We start from the raw sequence: 22,013 nt of genomic DNA, 5'->3' as shown, positions 1-22,013 counted from the left end.
GCGCCGCCGTACTGGACGTACTTGGTGCCCCGCCAAGGCGGCGAGGTGCGGTGCCGGGCGGCGCGGGCCAGGCAAGATCCGGAAGAGACGGCCTAGGTTCCCCGCGCCCGTGGGGGGATTCGGGGCTGCCGAGGGGTTTTGCTGGCGCGTACCCCTCAGTACATTGACGCCATGTCTAATACGCCGCTCGCGCCCGCCTCCGTGGCGTCGGAACACGTGGACCTCCAGGCACGGAACGTCTCCTTCTCCTGGGAGGACACCCCGCTGCACTGGCTGCCCGGCGAGCCGTTCGCCGGGCACACCATCAACGTGCTGCACCTGCTGCTGCCCGCCGGTGAGCGCTGGTTCGTGCACGTCTACAAGCAGGTGCTCCCGTACATCACGGACGAGCGGCTGCGGGCGGACGTCGTCGGCTTCATCGGGCAGGAGGCCATGCACGCCGCCGCGCACGACGACGTGCTCCCCCACCTCAAGCGCCTCGGCCTGGACCCCACCCCCTACACCGCCCAGGTCGACTGGCTCTTCGAGAAGCTCCTCGGCGACCGCACCCTGCCGCCCGGCCGGGCCAGGAAGTGGTGGCTGATGGAACGCGTCGCGATGATCGCCGCGATCGAGCACTACACGGCCTTCCTCGGCGACTGGGTGCTCAACGCGCGGGAGCTGGACCGGCGCGGGGCCGACCCGATGATGCTGGACCTGCTGCGCTGGCACGGCGCGGAGGAGGTCGAGCACCGCTCCGTCGCCTTCGACCTGTTCCTGCACGTCGACGGCAACTACCGCCGCCGCGCCCGGACCTGGGCCACCGCCTTCGCCGCCCTGGTGTTCCTGTGGCAGCGCGGCGCCCGCTTCTTCATGGAGAACGACCCCCTGCGGCCGGGCGCCAAGGCCTCCCTGGGCCAGTTCGTCCGGGCGGGCCGGCGAGGGGTCCTGCCCTCCACGGGCGCCATGCTGCGGTCGATCCCGACCTACCTCTCGCGGACCTACCACCCCTCCCAGGAAGGCTCCACCGCCCAGGCCGTGGCCTACCTCGCCTCCTCCCCCGGCGCCAACGGCGGGGTGCGGCCGTGAGGCGGGCCCTGGCCGTCACGGCGGTGGCGGGGGCCGCCGTCCTCACCCGGCGCGCCCTGCGCAAGCGCATCGGCCGCTCCCCCCTGTGGCCGCTGCCCGCCCTGGAGACCCCGGTGTCGGGCCGCTCCCCGCGCCGCTGGCTGCGCACCCTGATCGTCTCGCGCACCGCGCCCGCCGAGGGGGTGCTGCGGCTGGTGCTGGAGTCCGACGAGCTGCCGGGCTGGACCCCGGGCGCGCACGTGGACGTACGGCTGCCGTCGGGGCTGGTGCGCCAGTACTCGCTGTGCGGGGACCCGGCCGACGCCGGCCGGTACACGATCGCGGTCCGGCTGGTCGAGGACGGGCGCGGGGGCTCCCGTGAGGCGCACGCCCAGCTGGTGGAGGGCGCCGAGCTGGAGGTGCGGGCGCCGCGCAACCGGTTCGAGCTGCTGCCCGCCCCCTCGTACGCCTTCGTCGCGGGCGGCATCGGCATCACCCCGGTCCTGCCCATGCTCCGCGCCGCCACGGAGGCGGGCGCCGACTGGACCCTGCTGTACGGGGGCCGGTCGCGGGCGTCGATGCCGTTCCTGCCCGAACTCGCCGCGTACGGGGACCGGGTCACGGTCGTCGCGCAGGACGAGGCGGGCCTGCCCGACCTGGCCGCGCTGGCCGGGCTCCGGCCGGACGCGCTGGTGTACTGCTGCGGGCCGGAGCCCCTGATGGAGGCGGTCCGGGCGGCGGCGCCCGACCCTTCGGCGGTGCACCTGGAGCGGTTCGGCGCGGCGGTGACCGGCCCGGCGCGGGCCTTCACCGTCGAACTGGCCCGCACGGGCGGCGAAGTGGAGGTCGGGGCCGGCGAGTCGGCGCTGAGCGCGGTGCGCCGGGTCCTGCCCGACACCCCGTACTCCTGCGAGCAGGGCTTCTGCGGGACCTGCCGGCACCGGGTCCTGGCGGGCGCGGTCGACCACCGCGACGAGCTGCTGACGGACGACGAGCGCGCGGACTCCATGCTGCTGTGCGTCTCGCGCGCCGCCTCGGAGCGGCTGACGCTGGACCTCTGAACAAGTGGCCCGCCCGCCCTCGAAGTAGGGTGTCGGCATGACGAGCGGGGTGCGGCGCAGGATGGGTGTCGAGGAGCGGCGGCAGCAGCTGATCGGGGTTGCCCTGGAGCTGTTCAGCCACCGCTCCCCCGACGACGTGTCGATCGACGAGATCGCGGCGGCGGCCGGGATATCCCGGCCGCTCGTCTACCACTACTTCCCGGGCAAGCTGAGCCTGTACGAGGCCGCGCTGCGGCGGGCCGCGGACGAGCTGGCCGAGCGGTTCGTCGAACCGCACGAGGGTCCGCTCGGCGCCCGGCTGCTGCGGGTGATGGGCCGGTACTTCGCGTTCGTCGACGAACACGGGCCCGGCTTCTCGGCGTTGCTGCGCGGCGGTCCCGCCGCCGGCAGCAGCCGGGCCAACGCGATGATCGACGAGGTGCGGCAGGCCGCGTACGAGCAGATCCTGCTGCACATCGGCGTCCGGCAGCCCCCCGCCCGGCTGGAGCTGGTGGTGCGGTCCTGGGTGTCGCTGGCCGAGTCGACGGCGCTGCTGTGGCTGGACGGGCGGCGGATCCCGCGGGCCGAGCTGGAACTCCAGCTGGTGCACGACTTCGCGGCGCTGGCCGCCGTGAGCGCCGCCTACGACGCGGAGATGGCGGGGATCCTGGTGGACATCCTGGCCGGCGAGCCGGCCGACGGGCCCTTCGGCGAGCTGGTCGGACGGCTGGCGGCACTGGTGCCGGGGCCGCGGGAGGGCGGACCGGACAGGTGACGGTCCGTCCGGGGGCGGCTGGGACCGGGCGGCGTGGCTGGCGATAATGCCCGCGTGATCATTGACGACGGGATCGTGTTCCGGGCGGCCGAGGAGAAGGACGCCGGAATCCTGGTGAAGCTGTACGACCAGGCCGCCCGGTGGATGCGCAAGCAGGGCATCGACCAGTGGAAGCCGGGCGAGAAGGACGCCGCGCACTTCCGCGGGAAGATGCGCGACGGGGAGGTGTGGCTCGCCGCGGACCCGGACGGGCAGGTCGTCGGGGCGTACGAGCTGTGGTGGTCCGACGAGGAGGCCTGGGGGGTCCAGCCGCCGGTGGCGGGCTACGTGCACCGGCTGATGGTGGACCGCGAGACGGCCCCTCCGGGGACGGGCCTGCGGATCCTGGAACACGCCGAGCGGCGGATCGCCCGGACCGGGCGGGAGCGGGCGCGGTTGGACTGCGTGTCGACGAACCCGCGGCTGCTGTCCTACTACCAGGGCGCCGGCTACCGGGTCGTGGGCGAGTTCCCGTCGAAGCGGGGCACGGACGGCCGGGTGTACGGGGTGATCCTGCTGGAGCGGCGCCTCGACGTCTGAGGCGTGCGAGAGCGGGGCGCGGGAACGTGCCGAGGGGGAGGTACCGGACGGCGGCCGGTGCCTCCCCCTCGGGGGTGGGGTCGGGAGCGTGGGGGTCAGGAGCGCTTGAACACCGCGACCGTGCGCGCCGGGGTGGTGAACTCCCCCGTCGTCCGGTCGTACGCCGACGCCTTGACCGCCGGGTCGGAGCCGGCCGCCTGGAGCGGGTGGAGGGCGTAGCCGGTGCCGGCGAGGGCGGGGACGCGCTGGGCCCGGGCGGTGGGGGTGGCGTTGAAGACGACCACCAGGTCGCCGAGGGCCATGGTGAGGACGCCCGGGGTCTCGGCCGGGCCCGACAGCGGGAACGACAGCCGGTCCTGGACCTGCTGGGCCGTGGTGAGGGCGAAGGCGGGTTCGGTCGTGCGGATCCTCAGCAGGTCGCGGTAGGCGGCCGAGGCCCCGTCGATGTCCGTACAGCCGGGGACCGGGCCGGTCAGCAGGGGCTTGGCGTAGGGCCACTTGGCGCGGTTGTCGGCGGCGGGCGGCAGGCCGCGGCCGAAGCCGTTGCCGTCGCGGCAGTCCCAGTGCAGGGCGTTGAACCAGTCGCCGCTGTCGAAGGAGTTGCGGTCCAGGGACTTGGAGCGGAGCAGGTCGCTGCCCGCCTGGGAGAGGGCCGGGCCCTGGGAGAGCGCGGCGGTGGCCAGGGCGAGGACCTGCATGCGGGCCCGGTCGGCGGTGGGCGTGCCGGCGGGGAGCTTGTAGGCCAGGGCGTCGTACAGGGACTCGTTGTCGTGGGCGTCGGCGTAGGCGAGGGCGTCGCCGGGGGCGGCCGCGTAGCCGGCCGGGGCGCCGTTGTAGTCCAGCCCGGCGCCCGTGGTGCGGCGACCGGTGGAGTCGGTGAAGGCGTACGGGGCCAGGTTGCCGGTCAGGCCGACCTTGAGCAGGTCCTGGTCGTGGAGGAGGCGGGCGCGCTGCTCGGCCGGGGTGCCGTTGGCCGGGGAGCCGTTGGGGTCGGTGAACAGGCCGGTGGCGAAGCCCTGGACGCGGGGGTCCTCGTCGAAGGGGCCGCCGCCGCGGACGGCGTCGCGGGCCCGGTCGGAGAAGGTGGCGATGCCGGTGCCGGCCATGTTCTTCTGGGTGGCCTGGACGAAGCGGGCGTCGTCGGCGACCTCGCCGAAGTTCCAGCCCTCCCCGTAGAGGACGATCTTCTTCCCGTCGACGCCGTCCTTGGCGACGGTCAGCTCGTCGAGGGCCTTGCGGACGGCGAGGATGTTGGCCTTCGGGTGGTGGCCCATGAGGTCGAAGCGGAAGCCGTCGACCTTGTACTGCCGGGCCCAGGTGACGACGGAGTCCACGACGAGGCGGCCCATCATGGCGTTCTCCGGCGCGGTGTTGGAGCAGCAGCTGGAGGTGGCGACGCTGCCGTCGGCGAGGAGGCGCTGGTAGTAGCCGGGGACGATGCGGTCGAGGACGGACTGGTCGGCCTGCCCGGAGGCGACGGTGTGGTTGTAGACCACGTCCATCACGGTGCGCAGCCCGGCGCCGTTGAGGGACTGCACCATCCTGCGGAACTCGACGGTGCGGGCGGTGCCGTTCGGGTCGCTCGCGTACGAGCCCTCGGGGACGGTGTAGTGCAGCGGATCGTAGCCCCAGTTGAAGCCGTCCTTGGCGGCGGCGGCCGCCACGCAGGCCTGCTGGGCTTCGGAGTCGGGGGCGTACACCTTGAGGTCGCAGGCGGGGGTGGTGCGGGCCTTCGGGTCCTCGGGGACGCTGGCGAAGTCGAAGGCCGGCAGGAGGTGGACGTAGGAGGTGCCGGCGGCGGCCAGGTCGCGCAGGTGGCGCATGCCGGCGGAGTCGGTGTCGGTGAAGGCCAGGTACTGGCCGGGGTGCCTGCTGGTGGGGTCCGCGACGGAGAAGTCGCGGATGTGCAGTTCCTGGATCTGGGCGCCGGTGAAGGGGACGGGGGCGGGCTTGCGCAGGTCCTTCCAGCCGGGCGGGGCGAGTTTCGGGTCGACCAGGTCGACGGCGAGGCTGTATGCGGAGTCGGTGGTCAGGGCGGTGGAGTAGGGGTCGGTGACCAGGTTGCGGACGATCTGCCGGGTGCTGGGGGCCCAGACGGTGACGGCGTAGCGGTAGGGCTTGCCGGTCCAGGAGCGTTCGCCGCGCACGGACCAGACGCCGGTGGTGTCGTCGCGGCGCAGGGGGACGGTGCGGCCGTCGAGTTCGAGTTCGACCCGCTGGGCGGTGGGGGCCCAGACGGAGAGGGTGGGGCGGCCGTCCTTGAAGACGGGGCCGAGGGGGGTGCTCTTCGCGTGGTCGGCGTAGAGGTCGTCGAGGACGCCGGCGAGCTGGACGCCGGTGGCGGCGAGGACGGCCCCGTTGGCGGCGCGGGCGCTCGCGACGAGCTGGCCGCGCAGGGCTTCGCGGACCCGGTCCCGGTCGCGGGGGTCGACGGTAAAGGCGGTGTACGCGGCCAGGTGGGGGAACTTCTGCTTCTGGGCCGGGGTGAGGGCGGAGCGGGTCAGGCGCAGCCACGGGGCGCCGGCTTCGTGCAGGACGCCGCCCTCGGCGGTGATGCGGCCGTCGTGGGAGGCGAGGAGCTGGGCGGAGGCGGCGGCCGCGGGGGCGTTCCAGGCGAGGGTGTCGCGGTCGATCCAGACGGCCTCGGCCTTGGTGAGGTCGAGGGCGGCGCCGGATCCGGCGGGCTGCGGGAGGAGGTACTTCTCGCGTCCGCCGAGCATCCACACCTCGTGGCCGGTGGCCCTGAGGTCGAGGGACTGGTCGGCGGGGAGGTCCTTCTCGTCGCCCTTGTGGAGGATGTAGCTGAGGCTGGTCGCGCCGGGGGCGAGGGGGACCTCGTAGACGGCGCCGTAGGAGTCGGTGCGGGTGGGGAGGAGGGGCTTGGACCAGTCGGTGGGGGTGGCGGCGCCGGTCCACACGTGCAGGCCCCAGCCGTCGTAGGCGCCGTCGGGACGCTGGTAGTGGAGGACGGCCTTGGCCTGGTCCTGGGGCGGATAGGCGGGGCGGTCGGTGCGGGCGGCCTCCTGGCCCTGTTCCAGCCAGACCTCGCCGCCGCGGGTGAGGTCGAGGGTGCGGTCGGCGGCGACGTCCTTGGTGCCGTCCTTGTCGATGACGAGGTAGCCGAGGCTGGTGGCGCCGGGCTTGAGGCGGACGTACGCGAAGGCGCCGTAGGCGTCGCGGCCGGTGAAGGGGTGCCCCTGCGGCCAGGGGGTGGCTTCGCCGTCCGCGAGGTCGCCCCAGGCGTACAGGCGCCAGTCGGTGTAGTCGCCGTCGGGGCGGTGGTAGTGGACGACGGCGTAGTCGCGCTGGGTGGCGGTGGGGGGTGTGGGCGGCGGGGTCTGCCCGGCGGTGGTCGCGGCGAGGGCGGAAGCGGTGCGGCCGGTGGAGTCGACGGCGACGGCCTTGTAGCGCAGGGCGGTGCCGGCGGGGGTGGTGGCGTCGAGGGACTGGGTGACCTTGTAGGGGGCGTGGTCGGCGGAGCCGAGGACCTTCCAGGGGCCGTTGCCGGTCTGCGCGGCGAAGACGACCCGGTTGAGCGAGCCCCCCGTGGGGGCGGCGGACAGCTCGACGGTGCCGGTGGCGCCGGGGGCCGGGGGCGTGAGGGTGAGGGAGGGGCCGGTGGCGGGGGCGGGGAGGGGGGTGGTGGCCTTGAGGACGGTGGTGGCGAGGGCGGGGACGGTGACCGTGAGCTTGCCGGACGGGGAGGCGGTGGTCAGGCCGGTGGACCAGAGGGAGGCGGGGGTGGTGGCCGCGGGGCCGCCGTAGAGGGTGCGGTAGCCGGCGCCGGCGGGGGCGTCGAGCTGGACGGTCCTCGGCTCGGCGGCGTTGTTGGCGGCGACCAGGTACTCGGTGCGGGTCTTGGGGTCGGTGCGGGCGAAGGCGTAGACGCCGCCGTCGGAGAGGCGTTCGCTCTGGATGCCGTCGCGCAGGGCCGGGTGGTCCTTCACCAGCTTCGAGAGAGCACTGATCTCCTTGTAGAGAGGGTGCTCCGTGTCGTAGGCGTCGCTCTCGGCGGTACGGGTGGTGCCCAGCTCGTCGTCGTCGAGGTAGTCGGCGATCCGGGTGGCGAAGAGGGGCTGACGGGCGTCCTTGTCGCCGCCGGAGCCGGTGAAGCCCTGTTCGTCGCCGGAGTACACCACCGGGTTGCCGCGGGAGAGGAACATCAGCTCGTTGGCGAGCCGGTAGCGGTCCAGCAGCTCGGCCTCGCCGGCGCCGGGCCGGTCCTGCTTCAGGAAGCTGCCGAAGCGGCCCATGTCGTGGTTGCCGAGGAAGGTCACCTGCTCGTAGGCGTTGGCCTTGTCGGTCGTGTACCGGTAGTCGTCCGCGAGGACGGAGGCGAGGCGTCCGGCGGGCGCGCCCTGGGAGGCGTACGCGCGGACCGCGTCCTGGAACGGGAAGTCGAGGGTGGCGTCGAGGCGGCCGCGGGTCACGTAGGGGGAGGTGACGGCGGTGTCGGCGGAGTAGACCTCGCCGAACATGAAGAACTTCTTGCGGCCGTGCTCGGCCGCGTACCGGTCGAGGGCGGTGGCCCACTGGGTCCAGAAGTCCATGTCGACGTGTTTGACGGTGTCGATGCGGAAGCCGTCGACGGCGAAGTCGCGGACCCACTTCTCGTAGATCTTCTCCATGCCGCTGACGACCTCGGGGCGCTCGGTCCACAGGTCGTCGAGCCCGGCGAAGTCCCCCTGCCCGGCCGATTCCCCGGCGAAGGTGGAATCGCCCCGGTTGTGGTACATCGACGGGTCGTTGAGCCAGGCCGGGGACTTGAGGTCCTTCTTCGCGGCCGGCACGAAGGGGGTGCGGGGGAAGGTGCGGGCGGCGTCGACGGCGGGGAACTTCCGCTTCCCGTCGGCATAGGCCGCGTCGTCGAAGGGGACGCCGTCCTTGGTCAGGTAGGGGAAGGCACCCTTCGACAGGTAGTCGTGGGAGCCCTCCTTGTAGTCGACGACGTCGGCGGTGTGGTTGGTGATGACGTCGAAGAAGACCTTCATCCCCTTGCCGTGCGCCTTGTCGATGAGGCGGGCGAGGTCGGCGTTGGTGCCGAAGTGCGGGTCGACCTGGGTGAAGTCGGTGATCCAGTAGCCGTGGTAGCCGGCTGAGGCGTTGGCCCCCTCCCCTTGCACGGGCTGGTTCTTGAAGATCGGGGCCAGCCAGATGGCGGTGGTGCCGAGCCCCTTGATGTAGTCGAGGCGGTCGGTGATCCCCTTGAGGTCGCCGCCCTGGTAGAAGCCCTTGTCGGTGGGGTCCAGGCCGGTCTGCAGCCGGGTGCCGGTCAGTCCGCCGGTGTCGTTGCGCGGGTCGCCGTTGGCGAAGCGGTCCGGGAGCACGAAGTAGAACTGCTCGCGGGTCAGGTCGTGCCGGGCGGGCTCGGCGGCGAGCTTCGCGTCCGAGGGCGGGGCGGGGGGCGTGGCGGCGGCCGCGCCGTGGGGCAGGGCCGGCAGGACGGTCACGGCCAGGGCGGCGGCGACGATCCCCGCTGCGGGGCGTATCAAGGGGTCTCTCCTCGGGGAGGTGAGGGCCGCCCGGCGTGGCAGGGTCAGGGGTGCCGGGCGGCCCTGGTCGGGGGCGCCGGGTCAGTTGCGCCAGATGTCGGTCAGGGTGACCTGGCCGTTGGCCGGGACGGTGGCGGAGCGGTTGGCCCCGCTCTCCCAGGTGACGTTCCCGGAGGCGTCCTTGCGGACGTACTTGTAGGAGAACGCGGTCCCGGCGGGGAGGGTGACGCCGAGCTTCCAGACGGGGTAGGAGGCCGGGTCGAGCTTGAGTGCGGCGCCGGTGTTCCAGTTGCCGAGTTCGGGGCGGTCGCCGGCGACGTAGATGTCCTGGCCGGGGACGGTGGTGGCGTTGACGGCGAACAAGGCGCCGGTGGCGGGGGCGGGGGCGGGGGGCGTACCGGTTCCGGTACCGGTGCAGGTGCGGGCGCCGGTGTGCAGCGCGAGGGCGGTCTGGGGGGCGAGGGTGGCGGTGAACCGGCCTGCGGAGTCGACGGTCACGGGACGACCGCTCTGCACGTCGCAGTAGGTCCCAGCGGGGAGGGAGGTCTGGAAGGTCCGCGTCAGGGTGCCGCTCTCGTGGTTGAGGGCCACGTACGCCTTGCTCCCGCGCCCGAAGGCGATCTGGTTGCCCCCGTTGTCCCACCAGTCGGTGACGCCCTGGCCGCGGGCGGTGTTGCGGAAGGCCACCATCGAGGAGATCTCCGGCCAGGCGTGCTGGCACTTCCACCCGTCGGCGTAACAGGCGTTGACGGTGCCCCCGTTGGGAGGGCCGGCGTCCTTGTCGGTCCACTCGTAGCCGGAGTGGACGTCCGGGGAGCCGTAGGGCCAGGCCAGCATGAAGACGGAGGCGAGGGTGTAGTTGGCGCCGTCCTTGTAGGTGAGGGTGTCGCCGACGCGCTCGGTGTCGTGGTTGTCGACGAAGACCGCGGACTGCCCGGAGGGCATGTAGCCCCAGGCCTCGCCGAAGTTCTTCAGGTAGGCCAGCTTCTCGCCCTGGAAGACCCGCTTCAGGTCGCGGGCGTACCGGAACTCCTGCACGTCCCCGTTGCCGAGGTACTCGCTGGGCTGCACGGCCTCGCCGGACCCGTAGATCGCCTCCTGCTTCCAGTAGACGGAGGGGTTGGCGAGCCGGGACTTGATGGCGGCGAGGTCGGCGGCGGGCATGTGCTTGGCGGCGTCGATCCGGAAGCCGTCGACGCCGAGGGAGAGCAGGTCGTTGAGGTAGCCGGCGATCCGGCCGCGTACGTACTCCTCGCCGGTGTCGAGGTCGGCGAGCTGGACGAGCTCGCAGTTCTGGACGTTGGCGCGGTCCTGGTAGTTGGAGACGGTCGCCCGGCAGTCGTCCATGTCGGCGCCGGAGTAGACGCCCGGGTAGTCGTACTTCGTATACGAGGACCCGCCGGTCCCGATCCCGTCGCCGGCGGCCATGTGGTTGATGACGGAGTCGGCGACGACCTTGACCCCGGCGGCGTGGCAGGTGCCGACCATCCGCTGGAAGGCGGCCCGGTCCCCGAGCCGGCCGGCGATCTTGTAGCTGACGGGCTGGTACGAGGTCCACCACTGGGGCCCCTGGATGTGCTCCTGCGGCGGCGAGACCTGGACGTACCCGTATCCGGCGGGCCCGAGGGTGTCGGTGCAGGCCTTGGCGACGGAGTCGAACCGCCACTCGAAGAGCACGGCGGTGACGTCCCTGTCCCCGGGCGGGGCGGCCAGCGCCTGCGGCGCCTGCGCGGTGAGGGAGGCGGCGGCGAGCGCGGCGGCGGCGAGGGCGGCTCTGCCGGCGCGCGCGGATACGGATCTGGCCATGGGGGCGACCTCCTGGCGGGAAGGTGGTGTGGGGGGTTGCACGCGACCGTAGGGGCAGGCCAGGAGTGTTGCAAGACTTTGCGCAAGAGATTGCAGAATTGTTTCCTGGTCGGAGGCACGACGAAGGCCCGCCCCCTGCCAGGGGACGGGCCTTCGTCACATACGGGATCAGAGCAGGGTCAGAGGCGGCACGACCAGGACCACCGCCAGGAGACGGGGCCGGGCGTTGGGGAGGGCCTGCGTCTCGAACCAGCCCCCCGACGGCAGCACGTGCCGCCGCGCGGTACCCCGGGTCGGCTCACCCAGCTCCGCCGGATCGATGCCGAGGTCGGCGAGCTCCACGATCTGATCGGCGAGCGCCTTCACCTCGTCCCGGACGCTCTTGGGATAGCTCGCCTCGTCCGCGGCATGGAAGGCGTACTCCCACGTCCATTCGCCACTCACCGGCCGTCCCCCGCCGCACGGAGGCCCGCTTCGGCGGCGGCGGCGCGGCGGATGGAACTGATTTCGGCGGCGATGTTCCGCGCCGTGTCCAGATCGGCGGCAGCGGATGCGTCGGCCTCAAGCCCTCTCAGCCGGAGGGCCGTCTCCGGATGCCGGGCGATGGCGACCTCGACCGCCCAGGCCTCGACGAACACCCGCAGCGGCGCGGGAGAGGTCTCGGCGCGCGCACGCGCGGTGGCCGCCGCCCGGTCCTGATCGAACTGCGGCAGCAGCTCCGGGGCGACCTGGGCCAGCACGGCCCGGATCGCCTCCGCCTGCACGGGCGGCTGGGGTACGGACATCGCACCGTGGGCCGGCTGGCTCATGCCGCCACCCCCTCGACACCGTCGGCCTGGTAGACACCGACGAGGGTGGTGACGTGCTGGCGGGACCAGCCGACACGCCGGCCCACCGCAGCCTTCTGCCCGTAGCGCTCGGCGGAGCCGACACGCCCCACCACCGCATTGAGCTGGGCCTGCGCCAAGGCGAGGGCCGCTTCGGCGCGCCGGACGAGCTCAAGGGCGTCGTCGAGTTCCGCCTTCTCGGCATCGGTCAGTGGATCGCTCGTGGATCGCATCCTCCGAGCATAAACCGTCATCCACACTTGACACTGTGCAAACAGGACGGGGCGGGAGGTGCACCGCACCTCCCGCCCCACCCGTGATCACTTGACGTTGACGGCCTTCCAGGCGGCCGCCACCTGCTGGTACTCGACGCCCGTCGAGCCGTACAGGTCGGCCGTCGCCTTCAGGGTCGCCACCCGGGCGCCCGCGTAGTCGGTCGTCGAGGTCATGTACGTCGAGAGGGCCTTGTACCAGATCTTGTACGCCTTGGTCCGGCCGATGCCCGCGACGGTGGAGCCGTCGTAGGTGGGCGAGTTGTAGGCCACGCCGTTGACCGTCTTCGCGCCGCTGCCCTCGGACAGCAGGTAGAAGAAGTGGTTGGCGACGCCCGACGAGTTGTGGACGTCGAGCCGGCCCACCGTCTTGGACCAGTAGTCGGCCGAGGCGCCGTCCTTGCTCGGCTTGTCCATGTAGCGCAGCGGGGAGCCGTCGCCCCGGATGTCGATCTTCTCGCCGATGAGGTAGTCACCCGGGTCCGAGGCGTTGTTGGCGAAGAACTCCACCGACGTGCCGAAGATGTCGCTGGTGGCCTCGTTCAGACCGCCCGACTCGCGGCTGTAGTTGAGCTTGGCCGTGGCGGCCGTGAGGCCGTGGCTCATCTCGTGGCCGGCGACGTCCAGCGCGGTCAGCGGCTTCTGGTTGTTCTGGCCGTCGCCGTAGGTCATGCAGAAGCAGCTGTCGTCCCAGAAGGCGTTCACGTAAGCGTTGCCGTAGTGGACGCGGGAGTAGGCGGCCTTGCCATCGCCGGCGATGCCGTTGCGGCCGAGCTCGGACTTGTAGAAGTCCCAGGTCACGGCCGCGCCGTAGTGGGCGTCGACGGCGGCGGTCTGGCGGTTCGACGGGGTGCCGTCGCCCCACTTGTCGTCCGCGTCGGTGAACAGCGTGCCGGTACCGGAGGTGCCGCCGTTCAGGTCGTACGTCTTGTGACCGCCGCGCGCGGTGTCGGTCAGGCTGAACGCCGAGCCGCTGGACGCGGTGCCCAGGGTGACCGAGCCGGAGTACTCGCTGGTCCCGATGCCGGTCTCGATGTCCTCGTACGAGTACAGCTCCGCACCGGTGGCGGCGTCGGTGATGACGTGCCGCCGGCTCGGCGTGCCGTCGTGCTGGGTACCGGTGACGACGGCCTCGTACGCGAAGACCGGCTTGCCGGTCGCGGCCCACACGACCTGGCGTGCCCCGGCGGGTGCCCGCAGGCTCGAACGGGCGCCGGCCGGGGCTATCTTGGCCTCGACGGCCTTGTCGGTCTTGCGGCTGCCGTCCTTCTTCTGGTGGACGACCAGGTCGCCGCCGAGGACGGGCAGGCCCTGGTAGGTGCGCTCGTAACGGGTGTGGACGGTGCCGTCCGCGTCCTTGACGACGTCACGGGCCACGAGGGCCTCGTCGCCGGACAGGCCGATGGCGCTCGCGGTGCCGGCGGCGGAGTTCTGCGCCTCGCCGATCGCCTGCGCGCGGGCCCCGGCCGACAGGTTGAGGGCGGTGGCGCCGGCTTCGCGCTCGGCGGAGGCACTGGCGGAACCGGTCTGGACGGCGATGGCGACCATGGCCGCCGAGGCGACGATCGCGGCGGCACGCAGCGTGCGGGAAGAGGACATGGGGAAGGTCACTCCTAGGTAGCCGTGGGGGGACTGGCTGAGAGAGTGCCAGGAGAATGACCCGAGTGACAGGTACGCAACAAGGATTTGACCTGCCGTTGTCCGTTGAGCGGCGCACAACCTCCGCTCAACGAACGAAAACGCCCCATTCCGCTTACCCGAAAAGCGAGTTGATCGATCACCTGCCGGTCGTCCTCACTGCTACCCGACCTGATCCACGACGGCAGGCCTCCGCACCGTGGCGGCGTAGCGATCTGGCGCGCCCACCGGCCCCGGATGCCATTCATTTCGGCATTTGGCGCGGGTAGCAACCCCAGACGGGCGGCGGACGCCGAGACGGGAGAAGCGCGTAGCGATCTGTCGCGGACGTCGGCCCCGCACGGCACTCATGGCAGCCCGGATGCCCGGTCTGCCGACCCCCCGCCACCTCGCCTGCTCGCCGAGGGAGCCGGTTGTCTCAGGTACGCCCGTGCCGTCCTTCTGGGGGTTTCCCGGCAGTCCTTGTCTTTCCGGGGCGGGACGGCCTGTCAAGGGTGGCCGAAGGCCATCGCGCAGCGACGCGACGAAGGAGCGCCCTTGACAGGGCGTCCCGAACCGGAAGGACAGTGGGACTGACGGGAAACCCCCAAGGCCGCTCTGAAACCGCCCAGGTCAGACCCCGCCAACCCCACGCCCCCCTACCCCGGCCCCGTGGAGCCCCGGACCACCAGCTCCGGCTGGAACACGTACTCCGTCCGCTGGACCGGCGTTCCCGCCACCGCTTCCAGCAGCGCCCCCACCGCCGCCGTGGCCATCGCCCGGACCGGCTGACGGACCGTCGTCAGCGGCGGGTCCGTGAAGGCGATCAGCGGCGAGTCGTCGAAGCCGACCACCGACACGTCCTCCGGCACCCGCAGCCCCCGCTCCCGCGCGGCGCGGATGACGCCGAGGGCCATCAGGTCGCTCGCGCACACCACCCCCGTGCAGCCCCGCTCCAGCAGGGCGATGCCGGCCGCGTGGCCCCCCTCGACGCTGAACAGGGTGCGCTGGACCAGCCCCTCCCCGTCGGCCCCCGGCCGCGCCGCCAGGAACCCCTGCTCCTTGCGCGCCGACGGGACGTACCGCGTCGGGCCGATGGCCAGCCCGATCCTGCGGTGCCCCAGCTCCTCCAGGTGCCGTACGGCCATGTCGGCCGCGGCCCGGTCGTCCGGGGAGACGAACGGCGCCTGCACGTGCTCGTTGAAGCCGTTGACCATCACGAACGGAACCCCGCGCGCCGCCAGCCGCTGGTACCTCGCCGGATCGGCGGTCGCATCCGCGTGCAGCCCGGACAGGAAGACGATCCCGGTGACCCCGCGCTCCTCCAGCTGCTCGACGAGCTCGTCCTCGGTGGCCCCGCCCGGGGTCTGCGTGCACAGCACGGGCGTGTACCCGTGCCCGGCCAGCGCCTGCTCGATGACCTGCGCGAACGCCGGAAAGATGGGGTTGGTCAGCTCGGGGATGAGCAGCCCGACCAGCCCGTTGCTCCGCCGCTTCAGCCGCACCGGCCGCTCGTAGCCCAGCAGGTCCATGGCGGCCAGCACCCGGTGCCGGGTGCCGGCCGCCACGCCCGCCTTGCCGTTGAGCACACGGCTGACGGTCGCCTCGCTGACCTGGGCCTGCGAGGCGATGTCCGTCAGCCGCAACGGGGAACTCACCCCTGCCACCACACCGTGGTGTCGGCGGGCAGCACCTCGGGGTCGGTCCCCAGCTCTCCACTGGCGAGGAGCACCGCACCCGCACCCGCACCCACACCCACACCCACACCCATACCGGCTATCCGCACGTCCTCGCCCGTCGTGTTGACGGTGCAGACGAACGCCCCCCGCCGGAACGCCAGAACCCCCTCGGGCCCCTCCAGCCACTCCACCGAGTCCCCCGCCCCCAGGTCCGCGTGCTCCCGCCGGATCCGCAGTGCCGCACGGTAGAGCTCCAGCGTCGACCCGGCGTCCCCGGTCTGCGCCTCCACGCTCAACGCGGCCCACTCCTCGGGCTGCGGCAGCCAGCTGCCCCCCGTCCCGAACCCGTACGGGGCGGTGTCCCCCGACCACGGGATCGGCACCCGGCACCCGTCGCGCAGCCCGTCCTGGCCGTTCGCCTTGAAGAAGGACGGGTCCTGGCGCACCTCGTCCGGCAGCTCGGTCACCTCCGGCAGCCCGAGCTCCTCCCCCTGGTACACGTACGCGGACCCCGGCAGGGCCAGCATCAGCAGCGCGGCCGCCCGCGCCCGCGCCAGGCTCCCGAACCGCGTCCGGTGCCGGACCACGTCGTGGTTGGACAGCACCCAGGTGGTCGGGGCGCCCACGGGCCGCATGGCGTCCAGCGACTCGTCGACGGCGGCCCGCAGCGCGGCGGCGTCCCAACCAGTGGTCAGGTAGTGGAAGTTGAAGGCCTGGTGCAGCTCGTCGCCGCGCACGTACAGCGCGGTGCGCGCCACGCTCGGCGCCCAGGCCTCCGCGACCCCGATCCGCTCGCCCGCGTACTCGTCGAGGACCTTGCGCCACGACCGGTAGATCTCGTGGACCCCGTCCTGGTCGAAGAAGGGCAGCACCTGGTTTCCCAGCAGCTTGAGCTGCTCGTCGCGCCCCAGGTCGGGCAGCCCGTCCGCCTTCACCAGACCGTGCGCGACGTCGATCCGGAAGCCGTCCACCCCGAGGTCCAGCCAGAACCGCAGTACGGACCGGAACTCGTCCTGCACCGCCGGGTGTTCCCAGTTGAAGTCGGGCTGCTCGGGCGCGAAGAGGTGCAGGTACCACTCCCCGTCCTCGACCCGGGTCCACGCCGGCCCGCCGAAGATGGACTCCCAGTCGTTGGGCGGCCGCTCCCCCGACTCGCCCTTCCCCGGGCGGAAGTGGAAGCGTTCGCGCAGCGGGGTCCCGGGGCCTTCCCGGAGTGCCTGCTTGAACCATTCGTGCTGGTCGGAGCAGTGGTTGGGGACGAGGTCGACGATGATGCGCAGGCCCAGCCCATGGGCCTCGCGGATGACGGCGTCGGCGTCGTGCAGGGTGCCGAACATGGGGTCGATGGCCCGGTAGTCGGCGACGTCGTAGCCGGCGTCGGCCTGCGGGGAGGCGTAGAAGGGGCTGAGCCAGACGGCGTCGACGCCCAGCTCCTTGAGGTAGGGCAGTCTGCCGCGGATGCCCGCCAGGTCCCCCATGCCGTCCCCGTTGGAGTCGGCGAAGCTGCGCGGATAGACCTGGTAGATCACCGCGTCTCTCCACCAGCCGGACCGGGTCCCGGTCGGGGTGGGGAGGGCGTCGGCGAGGTGCTGGGTCATGATGTCCTTGGAGAGATCGGGCCGGTGGTCGTACGACGGGCGCGGGAGCGGAACCCGGGGCTGGAGAACGCCGGGTCGGTCAGCCCTTGGTGGCGCCCGCCGTCATACCGGCGACGAGGTGACGCTGGGCGAACAGGAAGAAGACGGCCGCGGGGATGGCGATGAGGACGGAAGCCGCGCTCATCGCACCCCAGTTGGACGTGTACTGCGTGACGAAGGTCTGGAGGCCGCCGGCGAGGGTGAGGTTCTCCTCGCCGACCATGAAGGCCGAGGCGTACGCGACTTCGCCCCACGCGGTGATGAAGGCGTAGAAGCCGGTGACGGCCAGACCGGGCCGGGCGAGCGGGAGGATCAGGCGCCAGAAGGTGCCGAAGGGGTTGAGCCCGTCGACCCGTCCCGATTCGTCGATCTCGACCGGGATGGTGTCGAAGAAGCCCTTCATCATCCACGCGCAGAACGGCACGGCGATGGTGAGGTACGTGATGATCAGGCCGAGGGGCTGGTTGAGCAGCCCGAGGTCGCCCATCAGGTTGTAGAGCGGGACGATGAGGATGGCCATCGGGAACATCTGCGTGATGAGCAGGGTCCACATGAGCGGCTTCATGCCCGGGAACCTGAAGCGGCTGACGGCGTAGCCGGTGGTGGCGGCGATGAACACGCCCAGCACCGTCGTCACGCCCGCCACCAGCACGGAGTTCCAGAACCAGCTCAGGAAGTGGCTGGACTCCAGCAGGGCGGAGTAGTTGTCGAGCGTCGGTTCCTTCACGAAGTCCGTGCTGATGGCGTACTTCGCGGGCTTCAGCGAGGTCAGCAGGATCCACAGCACCGGGAAGACGGCGATGACGGACGCGACGAGGAGCGTGGCGTGCAGTCCGAAGGAGGCGAGCGGCGACCGCGCACCCCGCGGACGGGCCCCCTTGGACCGGATGGCGGCGTCGGACACGGTCACCACACCTCTCCCTGCTTGCGCAGCGAGCGCCGGTAGACCAGCGCGAAGATCATGAGCAGACCGAGGATCAGCACGCCCCAGGTCGCGGAGCCGGCGAAGTCGCGCGGGCTGGCGACGAAGGCCTGGCGGAAGGCCTGGGTGACGAGGATCTCGGTGGAGTCGCCGGGGCCGCCCCGCGTGAGCAGGAAGATCACCGGGAACATGTTGAAGGTCCAGATGGTGGAGAGCAGGATCACCGTCATGCTGACGGCGCGCAGCCCCGGCAGGGTGATGTGCCGGAACCGCTGCCACGGTCCGGCGCCGTCCATCTCGGCGGCCTCGTAGAGCTCCGCAGGGATCGACTGGAGTCCGCCGAGCAGGGCGACCATCATGAACGGCACGCCGAGCCAGACGTTGACGGCGATGACGGAGACCTTGGCCCAGGTCGGGTCGTCGAGCCACGGGACGGCCGCGATCCCCCCGCCGTCGAGGATCTTGTTGAGGATGCCGTTGTCGCGGTTGAAGAGGAACCGCCAGGCGAAGACGGAGACGAAGCCGGGCACGGCCCAGGGCAGGATGAGCGCCATCCGGTAGGCGGCGCGGCCGCGGAACTGCCGGTTGAGGACGGTGGCCAGGCCGAGGCCGAGGGCGAAGGTGACCGAGACGCAGGCGACGGTCCACACCACCGTCCACACCAGCCGCTGCCAGAAGACGGGGTCGCCGAGGACCGCCGCGTAATTGTCGAAGCCGACGAACTCGTACGTGGCCTCGATGTGCCGCACGCCGATCGTCCGGGAGACGTTGCGCTCGCTGGCGTTGGTCAGCGACAGGTAGACGCCGCGGACGAGCGGCCAGCCGACGATGACGCCGAGGACGAGGACGACCGGGGCGACCATGGCCCAGGCGTACCAGTGCGTGGCGAGGGCACGGCCGAGGCCGCCGCGCGGGCTCCGGGCGGCGGTTGCGGTCTTGGCAGTCGTGCGGCCGGGGCCGCGGTCGGCGAGGGTCGTCTCGCCGGCCGCGGCCTCGGTCACCGACCGGCTGGTGTCGGCAGCCATCGTGCGTACTACTTCCAGCCCTTGAGGATCTTGCGGAACTCGACGCCGGCCGCCTTGGCCGCGTCCTCGGGGCTCGACGCCCCGGTGACGGCCTTGGTGTACTCGACCTTCAGCGGCTCGAAGAGGGAGCCGTTCTCCGGGATCCAGGCGCGCTGGACGGACTGGTCGACGGCCGGCTTGAAGAACTGGACCATCTCGCTGTTCTTGACGTCCGGCTGCTCGTAGGCGGCGGTGCGCGTCGGCAGCAGGCTCAGCTCCTTGGCGGACCGGACCTGGACCTCCTGGGAGGTCATGTACTCGACGAAGGCGTGCGCGGCGGCGGTGTTCTTGGAGCCGGCGTACACGGCGAGGTCGTGGCCGCCCTGCGGGGCGCCGGCCTTGACGGAACCGGCCGGGACGGTGGCGATGCCGAGGTTGGACTTGTCCTTGAACTGCTCGCCGGCGTAGCTGTCCTCGACCGCCCAGGGGCCGTTGATCATCATCGCGACCTCCCCGGATTTGAAGGCGGTCTGCATGTTAGTCCAGCCGTCGGTGGCGTTGGTGACCGCGGCGCCGGAGGCGACCAGGTCACGGGCGGCCTTGAAGGCCTTCACGCCGGCGGGGCCGTCGACGGTGACGGTCTTGTTCTTGGCGTCGACGAGGTCGCCGCCCTCGCCGTAGATGAACGGCAGGAACCAGTAGGAGTCGTCGCCGCGCAGGTAGAGGCCGGTCTTGCCGGTCTTGGCCTTGATCGCGGCGGCGGCGGTCTTCAGCTCCTCCAGGGTCTTGGGGGGCTGGACGCCGGCGTCGGCGAGCATCTTCTTGTTGTAGAAGAGGCCGAGGGTGTCGATGACCTGGGGGACGGCGTACGTCTTGCCGTCGAACTTCCCGCTGGCGGCGGCCTGCGGGAGGAACTCGGCCTCGACCTTCTTGACCTGGTCGGCCGGGACCTCGTCGAGGTAGCCGAGGGAGGCGAAGTCGGCGACCCAGCCGACGTCGGCGCGGATCACGTCAGGGGCGTCGGCGCCGCTGCTGAAGGCGTTCTTGACCTTGTTCTGGGCGTCGCCGTAGGGCACGTTGACGTACTTGACGGTCACCTTGGGGTGCTTCGCGGTGAACGCCTCGGCGATCTTCTGGAAGCTCGCCTTCTCGGCCTCGTTGGAGGTGTCCCACCAGGTGACGGTGCCGGTCAGCTCGCCGCCGGCCTTCGTCTCTCCACCGACGTCCTTGGTGTCACCGCCGCAACCCGTCGCCGCGAGCGCCAGGGTCGCGACCAGCGCGGTGGCCGCTATGCCACGCCGCATATGAACTCCTTCGATGATCCCGGCCGCGCCCTCGCGGTCCCGAGTTGCAGGGAACGTAACAAGCCTGAAAGCTGACGGAAAGACCTTGCGGCAATTTTCTGCAAGCGGAGGGGATCGTTACATCCGTGTGTCCCTACGGTTGCCGCAGCTTGCTGTTAGTTCGAGGGCGCTTCGATTCCCCGGCCCGCAACCACGGGGTGTGCAGGCGCGTTGACTGCGGTATGAACCACGAGTTGACGGCCCTCCCGCTTGCAAGAACTTCCAGCGACCCGGCCGTGAGCGGCGGCTGGTGGCGCGATGCCGTCATCTACCAGGTGTACGTCCGCTCCTTCGCTGACAGCGACGGCGACGGGATCGGGGACCTGCGCGGGGTGCGCGAGCGGCTCCCGCACCTGGCCCGGCTCGGCGTGGACGCGGTGTGGCTGACCCCCTTCTACGTGTCCCCGCAGGCGGACGGCGGCTACGACGTCGCCGACTACCGGGCCGTCGACCCGCTCTTCGGCGACCTCGCCGACGCCGACGACCTCGTCCGGGCGGCGCACGCGCTCGGCCTGCGGGTGATCGTGGACGTGGTGCCGAACCACACCTCCGAGCGGCACCCCTGGTTCCAGGAGGCCCTCGCCGGCGTGCCCGGCGCCCGGGAGCGGTACCTGTTCCGGCCCGGGCGCGGGGTCGACGGCTCGCTGCCGCCGAACGACTGGGAGTCCGTCTTCGGCGGGCCCGCCTGGACGCGGGTCGCGGACGGGGAGTGGTACCTGCACCTGTTCGCGCCCGAGCAGCCCGACCTGGACTGGGAGCACCCGGAGGTGGCGGAGGAGTTCGCCTCGGTGCTGCGGTTCTGGCTGGACCTCGGGGTGGACGGGTTCCGGGTGGACGTGGCCCACGGCATGGTGAAGGCCCCCGGTCTGCCGGACATCGGCCGGGGCGCGCAGGCCACGCTGATCGGCACCGAGGCGCTCCCCTTCTTCGACCAGGACGGGGTGCACGCCATCCACCGCTCCTGGCGGCGCCTCCTCGACTCGTACGGGGGCGGGCGGATCGGGGTCGCCGAGGCGTGGGCGCCGACCTCGGAGCGGCTGGCGCTGTACGTGCGGCCCGACGAGCTGCACCAGGCGTTCAACTTCCGGTTCCTGAACTGCCCCTGGGACCCGGCGGCGATGCGGACGGTCATCGACGAGTCCCTGGCCGCGACCTCGGCGGTGGGGGCGCCGACGACGTGGGTGCTGTCCAACCACGACGTCGTACGGCACGTGACGCGGTACGGGGGCGGGGCGCAGGGGCTGGCCCGGGCGCGGGCGGCGGCGCTGCTGATGCTGGCCCTGCCGGGGTCGGCGTACATCTACCAGGGCGAGGAACTCGGCCTCCCGGAGGTCACCGACCTCCCGGCGGAGACCCGCCGAGACCCGGCCTTCCGCCGCCGCCCCCGCACGGGGGCCGACGGGGGCCCGGCGGGGGCCGACGGGGCGGCCGGCCGGGACGGGGCCGAGGGGCGGGACGCGGCCGACGGCCAGGACGGGCTCCGCGACGGGTGCCGGGTGCCCCTCCCCTGGTCCGGGCACGAGGCCCCGTACGGGTTCGGGCCCGGCGGCACCTGGCTTCCGCAGCCCGAGGGGTGGGGCGGGCTCACCGTCGCCGCGCAGACCGGCGACCCGCACTCCACCCTGGAGCTCTACCGCGCCGCCCTGGAGCTGCGCCGCGCCCTGCCGGGCCTGGGCGCGGTCGAGGCCGGCCAGGCCGGGCCCGGCGCGCGGTCCGATCAGGGCGGCCCGGCCGAGGACTGGCCCGGTACGGGGGCGGGACCCGCGGTCTTCGCCCGGGGCATGCGCTGGCGGCCGGCCCCCGAGGGGGTGCTCCTCTTCACCCGGCCCGGCTTCGCCTGCACCCTCAACACCCGTCCCGTCCCCGTGCAGATGCCGAGCCCGGGCCGCCCCGTCCTCTCCAGCGCCCCGGTCGAGACCGACGGCCGCACCGTCCGTCTTCCCCCTGATTCCTGCACGTGGTGGGCTTTGTGA

General features: G+C 72.2%; 16 protein-coding genes. 5 read left to right on the top strand and 11 right to left on the bottom strand.

Going from position 1 to position 22,013, the window contains the following annotated elements:
• Positions 1-171: 171 nt before the first annotated feature.
• From ACZ5NJ_RS32135 to ACZ5NJ_RS32120, 4 genes are read left to right on the top strand one after another with little or no spacing between them, the layout of a single operon-like run.
• The gene (locus ACZ5NJ_RS32135; RefSeq protein ID WP_468769548.1) at positions 172-1,068 is read left to right on the top strand and encodes a metal-dependent hydrolase; all 897 of its coding nucleotides are present in this window, start codon (positions 172-174) and stop codon (positions 1,066-1,068) included.
• Complete coding sequence (locus ACZ5NJ_RS32130; RefSeq protein ID WP_468769546.1) at positions 1,065-2,108, top strand: PDR/VanB family oxidoreductase; 1,044 nt, start codon at positions 1,065-1,067, stop codon at positions 2,106-2,108. Before ACZ5NJ_RS32135 ends, ACZ5NJ_RS32130 begins: the two co-directional genes overlap by 4 nt.
• Positions 2,109-2,145: 37 nt before the next feature.
• Positions 2,146-2,862 (top strand): TetR/AcrR family transcriptional regulator, encoded by a 717-nt coding sequence (locus ACZ5NJ_RS32125; RefSeq protein ID WP_468769544.1) that lies wholly within the window; start codon positions 2,146-2,148, stop codon positions 2,860-2,862.
• A gap of 54 nt (positions 2,863-2,916) precedes the next feature.
• On the top strand, positions 2,917-3,441 hold the full coding sequence (locus tag ACZ5NJ_RS32120) for a GNAT family N-acetyltransferase (RefSeq protein ID WP_468769542.1): 525 nt from the start codon (positions 2,917-2,919) through the stop codon (positions 3,439-3,441).
• A gap of 95 nt (positions 3,442-3,536) precedes the next feature.
• Here the strand turns inward: ACZ5NJ_RS32120 and pulA are convergent, their stop codons facing one another.
• The 11 genes from pulA to ACZ5NJ_RS32065 all read right to left on the bottom strand — a co-directional run bounded on the left by pulA (position 3,537) and on the right by ACZ5NJ_RS32065 (position 20,001).
• Positions 3,537-8,933: a pullulanase-type alpha-1,6-glucosidase gene (gene pulA, locus ACZ5NJ_RS32115; RefSeq protein WP_468769540.1), complete on the bottom strand. Its 5,397-nt coding sequence runs from the start codon at positions 8,931-8,933 to the stop codon at positions 3,537-3,539.
• A gap of 81 nt (positions 8,934-9,014) precedes the next feature.
• Positions 9,015-10,739, bottom strand: coding sequence for a carbohydrate-binding module family 20 domain-containing protein (locus ACZ5NJ_RS32110; protein WP_468769539.1), 1,725 nt, complete (start codon positions 10,737-10,739; stop codon positions 9,015-9,017).
• 168 nt (positions 10,740-10,907) lie between these two features.
• On the bottom strand, positions 10,908-11,183 hold the full coding sequence (locus ACZ5NJ_RS32105; RefSeq protein WP_468769537.1) for a hypothetical protein: 276 nt from the start codon (positions 11,181-11,183) through the stop codon (positions 10,908-10,910).
• Positions 11,180-11,548, bottom strand: coding sequence for a hypothetical protein (locus ACZ5NJ_RS32100; protein ID WP_468769535.1), 369 nt, complete (start codon positions 11,546-11,548; stop codon positions 11,180-11,182). The genes ACZ5NJ_RS32105 and ACZ5NJ_RS32100 overlap by 4 nt, the downstream gene beginning before the upstream one ends.
• A complete protein-coding gene (locus tag ACZ5NJ_RS32095; RefSeq protein ID WP_468769533.1) occupies positions 11,545-11,799 on the bottom strand; it encodes a hypothetical protein in 255 nt (84 codons plus the stop codon). The genes ACZ5NJ_RS32100 and ACZ5NJ_RS32095 overlap by 4 nt, the downstream gene beginning before the upstream one ends.
• Before the next feature lie 87 nt (positions 11,800-11,886).
• Positions 11,887-13,437 (bottom strand): M4 family metallopeptidase, encoded by a 1,551-nt coding sequence (locus ACZ5NJ_RS32090; RefSeq protein ID WP_468769531.1) that lies wholly within the window; start codon positions 13,435-13,437, stop codon positions 11,887-11,889.
• 677 nt (positions 13,438-14,114) lie between these two features.
• Positions 14,115-15,122, bottom strand: coding sequence for a LacI family DNA-binding transcriptional regulator (locus tag ACZ5NJ_RS32085; protein WP_395513810.1), 1,008 nt, complete (start codon positions 15,120-15,122; stop codon positions 14,115-14,117).
• On the bottom strand, positions 15,110-16,732 hold the full coding sequence (locus tag ACZ5NJ_RS32080; RefSeq protein WP_468769529.1) for a glycoside hydrolase family 13 protein: 1,623 nt from the start codon (positions 16,730-16,732) through the stop codon (positions 15,110-15,112). Before ACZ5NJ_RS32080 ends, ACZ5NJ_RS32085 begins: the two co-directional genes overlap by 13 nt.
• A gap of 79 nt (positions 16,733-16,811) precedes the next feature.
• Positions 16,812-17,681: a sugar ABC transporter permease gene (locus ACZ5NJ_RS32075; protein ID WP_468769527.1), complete on the bottom strand. Its 870-nt coding sequence runs from the start codon at positions 17,679-17,681 to the stop codon at positions 16,812-16,814.
• On the bottom strand, positions 17,678-18,718 hold the full coding sequence (locus ACZ5NJ_RS32070) for a carbohydrate ABC transporter permease (protein ID WP_468769525.1): 1,041 nt from the start codon (positions 18,716-18,718) through the stop codon (positions 17,678-17,680). The genes ACZ5NJ_RS32075 and ACZ5NJ_RS32070 overlap by 4 nt, the downstream gene beginning before the upstream one ends.
• 8 nt (positions 18,719-18,726) lie before the next feature.
• Entirely contained in the window at positions 18,727-20,001 is a 1,275-nt protein-coding gene (locus ACZ5NJ_RS32065) for an extracellular solute-binding protein (protein WP_468769523.1), read from the bottom strand.
• Positions 20,002-20,222: 221 nt separating this feature from the next.
• Here ACZ5NJ_RS32065 and ACZ5NJ_RS32060 point away from each other — a divergent pair, with 221 nt between their 5' ends.
• Entirely contained in the window at positions 20,223-22,013 is a 1,791-nt protein-coding gene (locus tag ACZ5NJ_RS32060; protein WP_468769521.1) for a glycoside hydrolase family 13 protein, read from the top strand.

It is taken from the genome of Streptomyces sp. NPDC032091 (assembly GCF_055580265.1).
The sequence above is the reverse complement of the archived record's forward strand: the minus strand, read 5'-3'. Positions and strand labels throughout refer to the sequence as shown.

What these genes read in the sequence shown, in the direction of transcription:
- ACZ5NJ_RS32135 (WP_468769548.1), top strand. Translation starts at nt 172, where the DNA reads ATGTCTAATACGCCGCTCGCGCCCGCCTCCGTGGCGTCGGAACACGTG.
- ACZ5NJ_RS32125 (WP_468769544.1), top strand. Translation starts at nt 2,146, where the DNA reads ATGACGAGCGGGGTGCGGCGCAGGATGGGTGTCGAGGAGCGGCGGCAG.
- ACZ5NJ_RS32110 (WP_468769539.1), bottom strand. Translation starts at nt 10,739, where the DNA reads ATGGCCAGATCCGTATCCGCGCGCGCCGGCAGAGCCGCCCTCGCCGCC.
- ACZ5NJ_RS32100 (WP_468769535.1), bottom strand. Translation starts at nt 11,548, where the DNA reads ATGAGCCAGCCGGCCCACGGTGCGATGTCCGTACCCCAGCCGCCCGTG.
- ACZ5NJ_RS32095 (WP_468769533.1), bottom strand. Translation starts at nt 11,799, where the DNA reads ATGCGATCCACGAGCGATCCACTGACCGATGCCGAGAAGGCGGAACTC.
- ACZ5NJ_RS32090 (WP_468769531.1), bottom strand. Translation starts at nt 13,437, where the DNA reads ATGTCCTCTTCCCGCACGCTGCGTGCCGCCGCGATCGTCGCCTCGGCG.
- ACZ5NJ_RS32080 (WP_468769529.1), bottom strand. Translation starts at nt 16,732, where the DNA reads ATGACCCAGCACCTCGCCGACGCCCTCCCCACCCCGACCGGGACCCGG.
- ACZ5NJ_RS32070 (WP_468769525.1), bottom strand. Translation starts at nt 18,718, where the DNA reads ATGGCTGCCGACACCAGCCGGTCGGTGACCGAGGCCGCGGCCGGCGAG.
- ACZ5NJ_RS32065 (WP_468769523.1), bottom strand. Translation starts at nt 20,001, where the DNA reads ATGCGGCGTGGCATAGCGGCCACCGCGCTGGTCGCGACCCTGGCGCTC.
- ACZ5NJ_RS32060 (WP_468769521.1), top strand. Translation starts at nt 20,223, where the DNA reads ATGAACCACGAGTTGACGGCCCTCCCGCTTGCAAGAACTTCCAGCGAC.